Origin of the sequence: Bombella apis (genome assembly GCF_018221685.1) — a bacterium.
Lineage (GTDB): Bacteria > Pseudomonadota > Alphaproteobacteria > Acetobacterales > Acetobacteraceae > Bombella > Bombella apis.
Map to the genome: position 1 here is coordinate 34,210 of NZ_JAGJTM010000005.1, position 13,065 is coordinate 47,274.

General features: G+C 60.6%; 13 protein-coding genes. 7 read left to right on the top strand and 6 right to left on the bottom strand.

Translation table 11 applies throughout. The features are described from left to right. Position 1 precedes the first annotated feature (1 nt). From pheS to rpmI, 3 genes are all read right to left on the bottom strand, one after another. Positions 2-1,072 (bottom strand): phenylalanine--tRNA ligase subunit alpha, encoded by a 1,071-nt coding sequence (pheS, locus tag J8Z04_RS07285; protein WP_043557925.1) that lies wholly within the window; start codon positions 1,070-1,072, stop codon positions 2-4. A 195-nt stretch (positions 1,073-1,267) separates the two neighbouring features. After that, complete coding sequence (rplT, locus tag J8Z04_RS07290) at positions 1,268-1,621, bottom strand: 50S ribosomal protein L20 (protein WP_043557924.1); 354 nt, start codon at positions 1,619-1,621, stop codon at positions 1,268-1,270. 14 nt (positions 1,622-1,635) lie between these two features. Then, positions 1,636-1,839: a 50S ribosomal protein L35 gene (rpmI, locus tag J8Z04_RS07295; RefSeq protein WP_043557923.1), complete on the bottom strand. Its 204-nt coding sequence runs from the start codon at positions 1,837-1,839 to the stop codon at positions 1,636-1,638. 387 nt (positions 1,840-2,226) lie between these two features. On the opposite strand from rpmI, the gene J8Z04_RS07300 reads away from it, so the two are divergent. Then, positions 2,227-4,677 (top strand): membrane-bound PQQ-dependent dehydrogenase, glucose/quinate/shikimate family, encoded by a 2,451-nt coding sequence (locus J8Z04_RS07300; RefSeq protein ID WP_192848473.1) that lies wholly within the window; start codon positions 2,227-2,229, stop codon positions 4,675-4,677. 314 nt (positions 4,678-4,991) lie between these two features. After that, on the top strand, positions 4,992-5,303 hold the full coding sequence (locus J8Z04_RS07305; RefSeq protein WP_197981626.1) for a hypothetical protein: 312 nt from the start codon (positions 4,992-4,994) through the stop codon (positions 5,301-5,303). A 77-nt stretch (positions 5,304-5,380) separates the two neighbouring features. Here J8Z04_RS07305 and J8Z04_RS07310 read toward each other — a convergent pair whose 3' ends face one another. The 3 genes from J8Z04_RS07310 to J8Z04_RS07320 all read right to left on the bottom strand — a co-directional run bounded on the left by J8Z04_RS07310 (position 5,381) and on the right by J8Z04_RS07320 (position 9,334). Continuing rightward, the gene (locus tag J8Z04_RS07310) at positions 5,381-5,827 is read right to left on the bottom strand and encodes a SufE family protein (protein ID WP_043557920.1); all 447 of its coding nucleotides are present in this window, start codon (positions 5,825-5,827) and stop codon (positions 5,381-5,383) included. A 94-nt stretch (positions 5,828-5,921) separates the two neighbouring features. Further along, positions 5,922-7,421, bottom strand: coding sequence for an ATP-binding response regulator (locus tag J8Z04_RS07315; RefSeq protein ID WP_192848472.1), 1,500 nt, complete (start codon positions 7,419-7,421; stop codon positions 5,922-5,924). Continuing rightward, positions 7,418-9,334, bottom strand: coding sequence for an ATP-binding response regulator (locus J8Z04_RS07320; protein ID WP_192848471.1), 1,917 nt, complete (start codon positions 9,332-9,334; stop codon positions 7,418-7,420). Before J8Z04_RS07320 ends, J8Z04_RS07315 begins: the two co-directional genes overlap by 4 nt. Before the next feature lie 131 nt (positions 9,335-9,465). Here J8Z04_RS07320 and J8Z04_RS07325 point away from each other — a divergent pair, with 131 nt between their 5' ends. The 5 genes from J8Z04_RS07325 to J8Z04_RS07345 all read left to right on the top strand — a co-directional run bounded on the left by J8Z04_RS07325 (position 9,466) and on the right by J8Z04_RS07345 (position 13,033). Beyond that, positions 9,466-9,903 carry a hypothetical protein gene (locus J8Z04_RS07325; RefSeq protein ID WP_043557919.1) on the top strand — a complete coding sequence of 146 codons (438 nt, stop codon included), beginning with the start codon at positions 9,466-9,468 and terminating at the stop codon, positions 9,901-9,903. Positions 9,904-9,926: 23 nt separating this feature from the next. Further along, positions 9,927-10,670, top strand: a complete 744-nt coding sequence (locus J8Z04_RS07330; RefSeq protein ID WP_043557917.1) for an ATP-binding cassette domain-containing protein — start codon at positions 9,927-9,929, stop codon at positions 10,668-10,670. Further along, positions 10,667-11,548 carry a hypothetical protein gene (locus J8Z04_RS07335; RefSeq protein WP_192848470.1) on the top strand — a complete coding sequence of 294 codons (882 nt, stop codon included), beginning with the start codon at positions 10,667-10,669 and terminating at the stop codon, positions 11,546-11,548. Before J8Z04_RS07330 ends, J8Z04_RS07335 begins: the two co-directional genes overlap by 4 nt. Continuing rightward, positions 11,545-12,210, top strand: a complete 666-nt coding sequence (locus tag J8Z04_RS07340) for a YdcF family protein (protein WP_192848469.1) — start codon at positions 11,545-11,547, stop codon at positions 12,208-12,210. The genes J8Z04_RS07335 and J8Z04_RS07340 overlap by 4 nt, the downstream gene beginning before the upstream one ends. A gap of 67 nt (positions 12,211-12,277) precedes the next feature. Further along, positions 12,278-13,033 carry a lysophospholipid acyltransferase family protein gene (locus tag J8Z04_RS07345; protein WP_192848498.1) on the top strand — a complete coding sequence of 252 codons (756 nt, stop codon included), beginning with the start codon at positions 12,278-12,280 and terminating at the stop codon, positions 13,031-13,033. The last annotated feature ends 32 nt before the right edge of the window (positions 13,034-13,065 follow it).

The window sequence follows — 13,065 nt, forward strand, 5'->3', positions numbered from 1 at the left end:
GTCAGAAACCCTCCGTCAGCGTTGCCGGGGACAGTGATGAAAAACCGTAATGACGCAGCCAGCGCAGGTCACTTTCATAGAAGGACCGCAGGTCCGTGATGCCATTCTTCAGCATGGCCAGACGTTCGATCCCCATGCCGAAGGCAAAGCCCTGCCACTCTGCCGGGTCCAGCCCGCAGTTGCTCAGCACCCGGGCATGGACCATGCCGGCACCCAGCACTTCCAGCCAGTCCGCCCCGGCACCGATCACGCCTGTCTCCCGGGACCAGCCGATGTCAATTTCCATGGATGGTTCGGTAAAGGGGAAGTAGGAGGCACGGAACCGGACAGGCAGGTCCGGCTGACCAAAGAAGGCCCGCAGGAATTCGGTCAGGCAGCCCTTCAGATGGCCCAGCGTGATGCCTTTCTCGATGACCAGCCCCTCGCACTGGTGGAACATGGGGGAATGGGTGGCGTCATGATCGGCCCGGTAGGTCCGGCCCGGTGCGATGATGCGGATGGGGGGCTTCTCACCCAGCATGGTGCGGACCTGCACGCCGGATGTCTGCGTCCGCAACACCCGCAGGTCCTCGCCTTCTCCGGCTGCCGGAAGGTAGAACGTGTCCTGCTCTGTCCGGGCCGGATGATGTTCCGGCGTGTTCAGGGCGGAAAAATTGTGCCACTGGCTTTCAATGTCCGGCCCTTCCGCCACATGGAAATCCATCGCCCCGAAGATGGTCGTGATTTCCTCGATCGTCCGGCTGACGGGATGGATGAGACCGGCCGGTGCCGGGGCGGGAGGCTGGGTGATGTCCACCGTCTCCTCCGCCAGACGCTGCTGGAGGGCCAGCTCCTCGATCTCCCTGCCACGCTGCTCGATCAGGGCCGTCAGCTCGTCACGCAGGCGGTTGAGGGCCTGCCCCCGCTCTTTCCGCTCCTCGTGCGGGAACGAACCGAGCTGCCGGAGCAGGCCGGTCAGTTTGCCTGAGCGTCCCAGCGTCCCCACACGGACAGCATCCCATTCCCCATGGGTGCTGGCCTGTTTCAGGGCCGCCAGTGTCTCATCCTTCAGAGTGTCGAGGTCATTGGCCATAGCCTGTCTTCCATCATCTCATGAGCCTGTTTCAGGAACGCTTCCTGCCCCGGCCCCTGAAGGTCCGGATGTTGAAACGTTTCTGAAGCAGCCTCAAAGAAAAACGGGCTGCTCCGTTGCCAGAACAGCCCGCCAATCATCAGTCCCATTCCTCACGGTCCATCAGGAACAGACCATGAAGCATGAGGAATCCCCTTACAGGGCTGCCTGAGCCTTGCGTACGATCTCGGCAAAGGCCGCTGCATCGTCATAGGCGATGGCAGCCAGAACCTTACGGTCGATCTCGATCCCGGCCTTGTTCAGACCGTTGATGAAACGGCTGTAGGTCAGGCCATGCTCACGCACGGCAGCGCTGATGCGCTGGATCCACAGGGAGCGGAAATCACGCTTCTTGTTGCGGCGGTCGCGATAGGCATAACGCAGTGCCTTCTCGACGCGCTCCAGAGCGATGCGATAGTTTGTGGAAGAACGCCCGCGATAGCCTTTGGCCAGATCAAGGACCTTCTTGTGACGGGCGTGGGTGGTCGTACCCCGTTTAACACGTGCCATGGTTTCTTAACTCCTTATGACAGCCCGTAGGGTGCCCACTGTTTGACGGTACGGGCATCCATGTCCGTCATTGTCTGCGGACCACGGTTGCTGCGCTTCATCTTCTGCGGACGGTTAATCAGGCCATGGCGTTTGTTGCCGGGACCACAGGTCACCTTGCCAGTCGCGGTGATCTTGAACCGCTTCTTGACCGAAGACTTCGTCTTCAATTTGGGCATTTTCATCTCCTTACAGTTCTGAAGTTCCCATTCCCCTGGCGGACAACGGAAACCGCACGGCCGGGCATGCCACATCATATGGCCCGGGCGCGTGCACGACCTGTTGGCGCTTATAGGGACAACGGGGAACGGCCTCAAGCAAAAACCGCATCAGAACGGCATGTTTTTTGAGCAGTGAGCATTAACTATTGTGAAGTAAATATCACATGGTTGTGAATATGATGATAGAGGCACTCATCCAGTCCGAATTATTATCCCCTGATGCTTGACCCATGGCCCCTTCCCTGTGCTTAAAGGCAGGAGATCATCATCCATGACGGGACATTCCTGTCAGGGCAACGCTTATCCAGGTTGAGTGATCGAGTTTAACAACACTGAGGCTTATCCATGTCCTCCACTTCCCGTACGGGGGGAATCTGGGTCTCGCTGGTTGCCATCCTCATGGCGATCGTCGGCCTGCTGCTGGTTGCCGGTGGTATCTATGCCATCAGCGAAGGCGGTCCCTTCTATTATCTCATCAGCGGGCTGGGCACGCTGCTCAGCGCGTTCTTCGTCCATAAACGGAAGCCGATCGGCCTTGCTGTCTATGCGGTCGTCCTGCTTGGCACGCTCATCTGGGCTCTCTGCCTCGTAGGCCTCAACCTCTGGAGCCTCGTGCCCCGGCTGGATGTGGTCATCGTCATCGGCATCGTCCTTCTGCTTCCTTTCATCCGCCGTCCGCTGGCTGCCAACCGGCTGGCCACCATTCCTCTGGGCATCGGCGTGGTCCTCAGTGCCCTGGCACTGGTGGTTTCCGCCTTCATGGACCCGTATGACATCGGTGGTTCCCTGCCTACAGAGCAGGTCAATGCCAGCCCGGCAAACCCGGACAACGTGCCGGATGGTGACTGGACCTCCTACGCACGCACGCAGGATGGCAATCACTGGTCCCCTCTGACACAGGTCAACAGCCAGAACGTCAACCAGCTGAAAGTTGCCTGGGTCATGCGGACCGGTGACCTGCCGGACAAGTCCCGCGACCCGGGTGAGGCCACCAACGAGGCCACGCCGCTGGAGTTCGACAACACACTCTATTTCTGCTCCCTGCATCAGAAGGTCTTTGCCGTCGATGCCGTGACCGGGAAGACGAAATGGGTGTTCGACCCCAAGCTGAACGTCAATCCTGGCTTCCAGCATCTGACATGCCGTGGCGTCAGTGCCCACACGAAGCCTGAAAATGCTGTCGACAGCAGCGGCCAGCCTGTCACCACGACAGACTGCACCAAGCGCATCATTACCATGGTCAATGACGGCCGCATGGTCGAGATCGACGCACAGACAGGCAAGGTCTGCCAGGGCTTTGGGGACAACGGCCAGGTCGATCTGCGCTTCTCCCACCAGCCTTACACGACGGCTGGGGAGTATGCCCCGACATCACCGCCCGTCGTTACCGACAAGCTGATCATCGTCAACAGTGCAGTGAAGGACAACGGCTCCGTCCACCAGCCTTCCGGGGCAACACGGGCCTATGACGTCTACACGGGCAAGCTTGTCTGGGTATTCGACGCCGCCAATCCTGACCCGAATGAAATGCCGAGCGAAGAGCATCCGCATTTCCATCCGAACTCCCCCAACTCCTGGTCCGTCTCGTCTTACGACAAGAACCTGAACATGGTGTACATCCCCATGGGGGTTGGCACGCCTGACCAGTGGGGTGGCTACCGTGACAAGGATGCCGAACGCTATCCGCCGGGTGTCATTGCACTGAATGCGGACACGGGCAAGCTCGTCTGGTTCTACCAGACCGTCCATCATGACCTCTGGGACATGGATGCCTCCGCACAGCCCAACCTTGTGGACATCACCCAGAAGGATGGCAGCCTGGTTCCGGCCATCTACATCCCGACCAAGAGTGGTGACATTTTTGTTCTGGACCGCCGCACCGGCAAGCCGATCGTTCCGGCACCGGAGGTTCCTGCCCCGGGTGGCGCTGCCACGGGTGACCATACAAGCCCGACCCAGCCCCATTCCGAGCTGAGCCTGCGCCCGAAAGATCCGCTGTCCGACCGTGACATCTGGGGGGCCACGATCCTTGACCAGATGGTGTGCAGCATCTACTTCCACAGCCTGCGTTACGAGGGGCCCTATACGCCGCCTTCCACGCAGGGGACGCTGGTTTTCCCTGGCGATCTGGGCATGTTCGAGTGGGGCGGCCTTGCGGTTGATCCTCGCCGCCAGGTAGCCTTCTCCAACCCCATCTCCATTCCGTTCGTCTCCACTCTGGTTCCCCGTGGCCCGGGCAACCCGCGCTGGCCCGACCCGAATGGTGACAAGGGTGGCAGCGGCGGTGAGACGGGTCTCCAGCCGAATTACGGCATCCCGTACGCCGTCAACCTGCATCCCTTCCTGGACCCGCTATTTGCCAAGTTCGGCCTTTTCGTGCCGTGCCGCACGCCACCGTGGGGGGCTGTCGCCGGGATCGACCTGCGCACCAACAAGGTTGTCTGGCAGCACCGCAATGGTACGCTGCGTGACTCCCTGCATGGCTCGTCCCTCCCGATCCAGCTGCCACCCATCAAGATCGGTGTCCCGAGCCTTGGTGGCCCGCTGGCAACGGCTGGCAATGTAGCCTTCCTGACATCATCGCAGGACTACTACATCCGGGCCTATGACCTGACGACCGGCCATGTCATCTGGAAAGACCGTCTCCCTGCCGGGGCACAGTCTGCACCGATGACCTACAGCATCAACGGTCGCCAGTACATCGTGACCTACGCTGGTGGGCATGGCTCCTTCCTGAGCCGGATGGGTGATTATCTGATCGCCTATGCTCTGCCGGAACAGGCCGAGAAGAAGTGAGACCCTGACAAACAGGTTGTCACAAAACAGAAAAGGGGAGGTCCAGCCGGGCCTCCCCTTTTTTCATCATGCAACTGATCCCGGACCATACAGGCCAGCAGCCAATATCCTTCCCGTACAGCACTATCAGTAACCCGGGACGATGGAGACAATTCCAGAGCCCTGTCCCCCACCCAACCTCAATTGATAATATTTGGTAATGACTGGCCGTTATTCTTTAAAAATAACATAGACTTCACTATCACCAGCCTGAATTTCCTGTATAGGATAATGCCAGCCTATTCGTTCCCTGTTCTGACAGAAGGAAAACCCCCATGATGTTCCGTCGCATGGCCACATTCGCCCTCATTGCCAGTGCCCTGACCAGCCAGGTTGCCTTTGCCGCCTCTCATGGCAAGGCTCACCACTGCCGCAATGAGAAAGGTCAGTTCACAAAGTGTGAAAAGCCGAAGGCCAAGCCCTGCCGCGACAAGAACGGCAAATTCAGCAAGTGCAACACTCAGGATGCCGCCAGCGCCAAGCCGGCCGAAAAGGCCGAAGCTACAGCTGACAGCGTGAAGGACAGCTCCAACCCGATGAAGTCCGACATGCCTGCCACCGATGCTGCGGCTCCGGCCACGCACTGAGACACGGGGACAGCCCCTGCATGAAAATGCCCTCTGGTTTTACCGCCAGAGGGCCTTTCCTGTTCCGGCCAACGGGCTCAGACTGCGGCGGCTCTTTGCCGGATGGCTTTTGCCATGGCCTCCACGCCATTGCCCCGATTGGCTGAAAGCGCCTTCACCAATCCCAGCTCATGCAGAAAAACCGGGTCAGTCGCCAGAATCTCATCCCGTGTACGACCGGAATAGACACGCAGCAGCAACGCCACCAGCCCCTGAACGATAGCGGCGTCAGACGCACCAGCAAAAAACAGACATCCGTTTTTTTCCTCAGCTTCAAGCCAGACCTGGCTCTGGCAACCCGGCACCCGGTGCGCGTCATCCTGCCAATCCTGCGGAAAGTCCGGCAGTTTCCTCCCCATCTCGATGATGTACTGATAACGCTCCATCCAGTCATCGAACAGCGCCAGTTCATCCCCGATGGCCGTGATGGCCTGTGCTGCATCATCTTCCTGCGGCTGAACAAAACAGGCTTCCCTATCGGCCATGCCATCCCCCTTCCTTCATCAATTTATGTTCGTGCGATCCATCATAACTGGAGGCACCAAAATGGGAACCGCTCCCCTCCGAAATGTCTTCGGCTCACTGTTTCAGCAAGGGTAACAGAAGACGCATCACCGTTCCCTCTCCGGGTCGGCTCTGCACAACAACATCCCCATGATGGGCCAGAACGAAACTGTAAATGCCAGCCAGCCCCAGCCCTGTGCCTTTCCCCGCCTGCTTGGTGGTGAAAAAAGGCTCAAAAATATGGCGCTGGACCTCTTCACTCATGCCTTCCCCTTCGTCCCGGACATCAAGGGCCAGCGCATGATCCTGCTCGCAACTGGATGGGGCAGCAGGCAGGACGTGGCGTATCCGGCTGGCAGAAAGAGTCACGGTCCCGCCATCAGGCATCGCATCCCGGGCATTCACACACAGGTTGAGCAGGGCCATTTCCAGCTGTTCCGGGCAGGTCAATACAGGGGGAACAGTCCCTTCCGGGAGGTCCAGCACAAAACGGATGGCCGGGACGGCTCCATAAAAACCATGCCGGAACAGGCTGGCCCGCTCCTCCAGAAAAGCCACGATGTCAAACGGACGCACCGTCCCACCATTCCGCCCCGCCCGGCCAAACTGAAGCAGACGGCGGGTCAGCCCTTCCCCCCGTTCCACGGTCTCCAACGCCCGGGCCAACCACTTCTTCTGGGTGGCACGGGCCGCTTCATCTCCCTGCAACTGCCCGGAAAGAGCCTCCAGACAATTACCCAGAATGGTGAGCAGGTTGTTGAAATCATGCGCGACACCACCGGCCAGACGACCCAGGGCTTCCAGCCGCTCACCCCGGTTCAGCCGGTCTTCCACCATCACACGCTGGGTCACGTCCCGATCCATGCTGACCTGCCAGGCCTCTTTCAGCGGGACATCCTCCGGCCATTTCAGCGCCAGACGGACAATCTCGTGCCAGCGTCTCTGCCCATCTTCCGCCACGACCTCCAGAAGCTCCTCTGCCTGCCCGTCCTCCCAGACCTTTTCCCGCAGACGGGCAATCACAGGCTGAAGAATGGCCGTGTAATGGTCACTCTCGCACGTCCCCTGATGATGCCGGTTGCTGCGGATACAACGGCCTTGCGCATCGGAAAAAACCAGACCGAACGGCAGGCTCTCCATGAGGCCATGCAACAGGGCCTGCTCCACCTTCAGGGCCCTCTGGGCCTGCCATGTCCTGTGTGCCTCATGGACGAGGGACAGCACATGGTCCGCCTCCCACGGCTTGTGCACATAGGCAACGATCCTGCCGTGATTCAGGGCTGCCACAACGGCATCCAGATCCGCATATCCTGTCAGCAGAATAGCCCGGGCGTCGGAGCAGGCACTGGCACGGCTGAGAAACTGGTCCCCTGTCATGCCCGGCATCCTCTGGTCTGAAATGATGACCGAAATCTCCGGATGGGCGGCCAGCAGGGCAAGGGCCCTGCCAGGCTCGGCCGCTGTCAGAACCGTGCAGCTTTCCCCCAGCAGATCCCCGAGTGCCACGAGAATCTCTTCCTCATCATCCACCAGAAGAACACAAGGTTGGGCCTCGATACTGTAAGGCTCGTTCATGCCGTTTTTACTTCCTCCTGTGCCCTGTGCCGTTCAGGCTCCCGCACAGCCCAGCCTTCTGCCGTCTCGTGGACAGGAAGGCGAATCACGAAATGTGCACCACGCCCGCCATTGGTCTGCCCATCTTTCTGGCAGCCATCTCCGGCCTCACGGGCATCTGTCACGTCGATGGTCCCACCATGGGCCTGCACGATGCCATGAACGATGGAAAGGCCCAACCCTGTCCCTTCCCCCTGCGCCTTCGTGGTGAAGAACGGGTCAAAAATCCAGGGGCGGATCGACTCTTTTATGCCTGGACCATTGTCACTTACCGTAATTTCATAAACATCATCGTAAAGACGGGTCGCAATCCGTATCAGCCCATCATGATGCTTCTGCCCTTCCCGCCGCATATCATTCAGCGCATCGGCAGCATTGGCAATGAGATTCATGACAGCCTGATGGAACAATGTTTCCTGGCAGACCAGCTGCCGGGGTGCCTCAAGCTGGCAGTCCACGGCAATGGACCTGCCAAGCCGATGGCGGACCAGGGCCAGCCCTGTCTCTATCGCCTCGCCCACATCCACCATGCGCCACTCTCCTTCTTCCAGACGGGAGAAACGACGCAGACGCACGACCAGGTCCCGGATACGCCCCAGCCCTGTCTTCATCGCAGCCAGACGGTCCCTGGCCCGCCGAATGCGGGTCTGACCATCCTCATCCTGCACGACAGTATCCATCCAGTGCAGGCATCGCTCGACCGTATCGGCATGACCCAGAGTGAACGCCAGAGGATTATTGATCTCATGGGCAATGCCGGCCACCAGCTCTCCCAATGAAGCCATCTTGGCCGTCTGGACCAGCCGGGCCTGTGTCTGCACCAGCTCCTCATTCGCCTTGGCCAGCTCCTTGTTGGCTCTGGCCAGAGCCTCCGCCAGCGAGGCCTGCGCCTGTGCAGCCTCCAGCGCCAGAGCCGACTGCTGGCGTTCCATCTCCCGCTGATGAAACGCCTCATTCTCCCGCCGCCGCCGGACCATGGCCCGGATGCGCAGAGCCAGCACCATGGGCGTCATGTCACTCGGAACAAGGTCCTCCAGGCCAGCTTCCAGAAAAGCCACGCAGGATTCACCCCGGAAGCGGGCTGCCTGTATGATGCAGAGAATGCGGAACGGTGTACCCCCCTGCTCCCGCAGGGCCTGGCGGCGCTGGTCCAGCAGACGGCAGAAAGCGAGGTCTGTCTCGTTATCCTGTATGTCCTCCAGCACGATGCAGTCCGGCCCGTCCGGGCCTGTCAGCCAGCCGCCATTCAGCAGATCACTGGAGCGGGTGACAGAGGTCACCGTGTGTCCATCCCGCCAGAGAAGCTCCCCCAGCCCAGCCTCCTCCGTGCCGTCCCGGCTGTTTTCATGATCCATGATGCTGGGGTCATTCCAGAAATCCAGCAGGGTCTCATCATCAGGGGCACGGACGATGACAACCCTGGCCCGCCGCATGTGCCATTGGGGATGAAGCTGGCGCTTTTCTTCCGCCAGATGCAGGAGCGTGCGTATCCGCAGCAACAGCAGGTCAGAATGGGCAGAGCTGGAAAGGTAGGCATCGGCCCCGCTTTCAAAGCAGTCCAGCTCAACCCGTGAGGATACATCCTCCGTCAGCATCAGCACCGGTACGCCCTGCATGGCAGGAGTCGCCTTGGCACGGCGAACGAACTGCCCGGCGCTCATGCCTTTCTGGAGAGTGCAGCAGATGACCATGTCTACCTGATTGATACGACAGCGGGCCTCCAGCACTTCCAGCATCATTTCAGCACTCTGCCGGCAGACAACATCCATCCCCTCCCTGCGCAGAAGCTCATGGACCCGACTGTGAGCAGGACCGGCTGGATCCAGAAGAAGAACATGGACATCTTTTTCATCCAGCGTGGGTAAGATTTGCATTACGCCTCTCTTGAAGCTAGGTGCAGAAGCAGGAGGACAGAACAGCGGCCCCTCCGCCCTGCTTTCCGTCTCCCTCGCCATTACTATGCCATTGCCAGCCCGGCTGTCTTGCAGGAAGGTCTGAAACATTCATGGATACATCGCCCTCTTCCTCCCATTCCTCCCCGGCACGGGGCGAACGCCTGCTCTCGGCCACGCCATCACGCCAGCAGCAGGGCGGAGCCATCATGGGGCGGGTCCTGCTCAACCTCATATGGGCCGTGGCGCATTTCGTTTTCAGCTTTCTCATTCAGCTGACAGAACTGTTTGCTCCCATCCTGCTCATCCTTGGCGTCGGCTGGTCCCTGCTGCCGCACCTTGTCACCGTTGCCACAGCCAATCTCGGGTCCCTCACGGAAGACCAGCAGACGCATGAGATCGTCAATCACATCGCCCATACCATCCCCGAACAGCTCATGGTAGCCGGTCACACCCTTACACCGCACGGGCTGATAAAGGATGGTCTGCTCCTCATGGCTCTGGCAGCAGCCTCCTCCACGGCGGCGGCCTGGCTGGCCCGGAGGCTCTGAGGCACAGCCATGCGGAGCCCTGCATGATCGCCCTGGAGACGCTTCCGCTGCCTGTCGGCACGTCTCTCGTGCCGGGTGGCGTGCAGCACCTGTCCCTGCGGCTGGAACGGGGTGGCACCCTCTGGGTGACAGGCCCTGCCGAAGCGGGCAAGACAGCCCTGCTGGATACCATCGCCCTGCGCCGCCCTGCCACGGGCGGGATGATGACCCTCCTCAACCATGCCGCAGGGCCCGGCCTTTCCGCACGGGGTCGCAGGCAGCTCCAGCAGCGCATCGGGTACATCGAGGCAGCCCCCCTTTTCATGGACCGCCTGACGCTGGCGGACAATATTGCCCTGCCGCTGGAGCTGAACCACCTGCGCAGAGCAGATGTGAAACGGGAAACCGACTCCATCATCCGCTGGTTCGGGCTGGAGAGCCATGCACAGCTTCTTCCTCACTCACTCAGTCAGACCATGAGAATGCGGGCCGCCTGTGCCCGGGCCCTGATCACCCAGCCTTCCATCGTCTTGGTAGATGAACCAGCCCTGACCCTCTGCCCTGTCCTGCGGGATCATCTTCTTTCCACCCTGCGGGGCCTGGCCAGAAATGGCACCACAACCCTTCTGGCCATGCAGCACCAGCCAGAAGGGACAGACCCTGATGACCAGCTCCTGACCCTGCCCCGGCTCCCCCCATCACCGGAAGTCTCCATTTCTTCTGCCTCCGGGAATGATCTGGCAGCCCCGCTGATCCTGTCCCCCAGAGATGAAAGGCTGCTCCCATGACATGCCTGTCCCGTGCTACAGACCGGCCTGCCCTATGGCCCCTGCTGCTTGGCCTCTGTCTCGTCACATGGCTGGCCGGGCTGGCTCTGGCCCTGCCCTATGGTGTGGATGGAGCTGTCCAACGCTGGGAAGGACAGGTGAACAGCCAGATCGTCATCGCCCTGCCTGTGATCGGCAAGGAGGCTCCCGCCCTGGCGGACAGCCTGCCCAAAGCCCTGACCGCCACATTCCCCGAAACCCACGCCACCCTCCTGCCAGAGCAGGAGGTTTCCCGACTTCTGGCCGCATGGTCCGCCCCGTGGGAGGGGCCTCTCCCCAGGATTCTCACCCTCTCGTATCATGGGGACATAACCAGACTGGCCGCCTTTGTTCACAGCACCGCCCCAGAGGCCATCATCGTTCCGCCGCCCCCCCAGCTGACAAAGCTTACCCCACTCATGACAGTCCTCCAGCAGACTGCACGCCATGTCGCCCTGATGGCTGGGCTGGCAGCAGCTCTGATCGTTCCCGCCCTGCTCTATCTGGCAGCCAGAACCGTCGCTCTGGCCAACCGGCAGCAGCAGGCCGTCCTGTGGAGACTGGGCGGAAAGCTGTCCGTCCTTCACCGTATTTTTGCCCGGCGGGTCGCCCTGATGGCCTTTCTGGGCAGCCTTGCAGGCATCGTCCTGCTCCTGCCTTCACTGGGCTTCATCACCGCTGCTCTGCACCCTCTGCTGCGCCTGCCACCCGCAGAGGGAAGCATGTCGTCCTTCATCTCTCCATCACTGCTGCCAGTCCGGCTCTGGCTGGCCTTTTCCCTGATGCCGGTCCTGATGGCACTGGCGGGCTGGGCCATGGTGCATCTGGTCTGTGCCAGACAGGGGCAACAGGCATCATGAAACGGCCGGGCCCCCCTGTCTGGTCTCTCTTCTCTGGTGGGGTGACCATCGCAGGATGGCTCATGCTGGCCAGTTTCATTTATTTCTGTGCCGATGCCCTGCGCCCCTCACCGGACCTGCACAGCATCCCGGCTGACTGCGACGGCATCGTTGCGCTGACGGGCGGCAAAAACCGCATAGAAGCCGGAATTGCCCTGCTCCAGCAGAAACCGGAGCGACTGCTCCTGATCTCCGGCGTTTCCCCCCATACGGGGCTGAACCATATTCTGGCCGCCACGGGAATCGGCCCGCTGCCGCCGGATCTGACGCAGCGCATCAGCCTTGGATATCGGGCCGCCACTACCATCGGCAATGCATGGGAAACCGCCCAATGGGCAAAGCAGAAAAACCTGCATCATCTTGTTCTGGTCACGGCGGGGTATCACATGCGCCGCTCCCTGCTGGAGTTCCACGATATTGCCCCGCAGCTTCAGTTCACCCCCTACTGGGTGCAGCCTCCCGCCATGAGCACCCCCTTTCATCCACACACCATGCTGCTGATGTTCAGCCAGTACGGAAAGCTGATCGGGGCCTTCATCCGTCTCATGGTCCTCCACCAGCCGGACCATGCCCAGGAAGGATTCCGCCCTGTTCCTCCAGCTTCAGGAACACCTCCCGCCTGATTTCTGGCTCGCCCATCTTTTTCCCTTGCTCTTCGGATAGATTCTGCGCCATGCAGGGAGCATTATGATGAGTCTCGTCCGTGGCAGCCTGTTCAACCTGTATCTCCTGATTCTGACCCTCGTCATGGGGGTCTTCGCCTTTCCCATCCGCCTGCTCAACCGGCGGGATGCCGCCTTGGGCTATGCCAAGCTCTGGTCCAGGGCCGTGCTCTGGGGGCTGGAACGCCTCTGCGGCATCCGCATCGTCATCAGCGGGCAGGAGAACCTGCCTGATGGCCCTGCGCTCATTGCCTCACAGCATCAGTCTTTCTTTGATGGTTTTGTCTGGATGAATACCGTGCCGCTGCCGGCCTATGTCATCAAGAAGGAACTGACATCCATTCCGCTGGTCGGCCCCATGCTCATTCTCAGCGGCATGATTCCTGTCGATCGTTCCGGCGGATCTCAGGCCCTGCGGGGCATGATGGATGCCGTGGCAAAGGCACAGGGAGCCGGACGACAGATCATCATCTTCCCGCAGGGCACACGCACGAAACCCGGTCAGGCTGTTCCGCTACAGAATGGCGTCATCGCTCTGGCCCGACAGGCCACCTGCCCCATCCTTCCCGTAGTGACGAATTCCGGCCTGTTCTGGCCACATTCCCCGTGGCGGAAATACCCCGGCACGCTCCGGGTTGCCATCGGGAAGCCTCTCTCCGCCAGCCTGAAGGGGCGTGACCTCATACCGGCCATCAGCGGCGCCTGGGAGGCACTCTGCAAGGAACATGACCTGCCCCATGAAGCTGTGGAAAACTCTGTGGATGTGAAGAAGGATAACCAGTAATTCCTGTCCCGCACGGAATGGACGCAGGTATA

Coding starts and splice junctions, on each gene's coding strand:
- pheS (WP_043557925.1), bottom strand. CDS start 1,072: ATGGCCAATGACCTCGACACTCTGAAGGATGAGACACTGGCGGCCCTG.
- rplT (WP_043557924.1), bottom strand. CDS start 1,621: ATGGCACGTGTTAAACGGGGTACGACCACCCACGCCCGTCACAAGAAG.
- rpmI (WP_043557923.1), bottom strand. CDS start 1,839: ATGCCCAAATTGAAGACGAAGTCTTCGGTCAAGAAGCGGTTCAAGATC.
- J8Z04_RS07300 (WP_192848473.1), top strand. CDS start 2,227: ATGTCCTCCACTTCCCGTACGGGGGGAATCTGGGTCTCGCTGGTTGCC.
- J8Z04_RS07305 (WP_197981626.1), top strand. CDS start 4,992: ATGATGTTCCGTCGCATGGCCACATTCGCCCTCATTGCCAGTGCCCTG.
- J8Z04_RS07310 (WP_043557920.1), bottom strand. CDS start 5,827: ATGGCCGATAGGGAAGCCTGTTTTGTTCAGCCGCAGGAAGATGATGCA.
- J8Z04_RS07315 (WP_192848472.1), bottom strand. CDS start 7,421: ATGAACGAGCCTTACAGTATCGAGGCCCAACCTTGTGTTCTTCTGGTG.
- J8Z04_RS07320 (WP_192848471.1), bottom strand. CDS start 9,334: ATGCAAATCTTACCCACGCTGGATGAAAAAGATGTCCATGTTCTTCTT.
- J8Z04_RS07325 (WP_043557919.1), top strand. CDS start 9,466: ATGGATACATCGCCCTCTTCCTCCCATTCCTCCCCGGCACGGGGCGAA.
- J8Z04_RS07330 (WP_043557917.1), top strand. CDS start 9,927: ATGATCGCCCTGGAGACGCTTCCGCTGCCTGTCGGCACGTCTCTCGTG.
- J8Z04_RS07335 (WP_192848470.1), top strand. CDS start 10,667: ATGACATGCCTGTCCCGTGCTACAGACCGGCCTGCCCTATGGCCCCTG.
- J8Z04_RS07340 (WP_192848469.1), top strand. CDS start 11,545: ATGAAACGGCCGGGCCCCCCTGTCTGGTCTCTCTTCTCTGGTGGGGTG.
- J8Z04_RS07345 (WP_192848498.1), top strand. CDS start 12,278: ATGAGTCTCGTCCGTGGCAGCCTGTTCAACCTGTATCTCCTGATTCTG.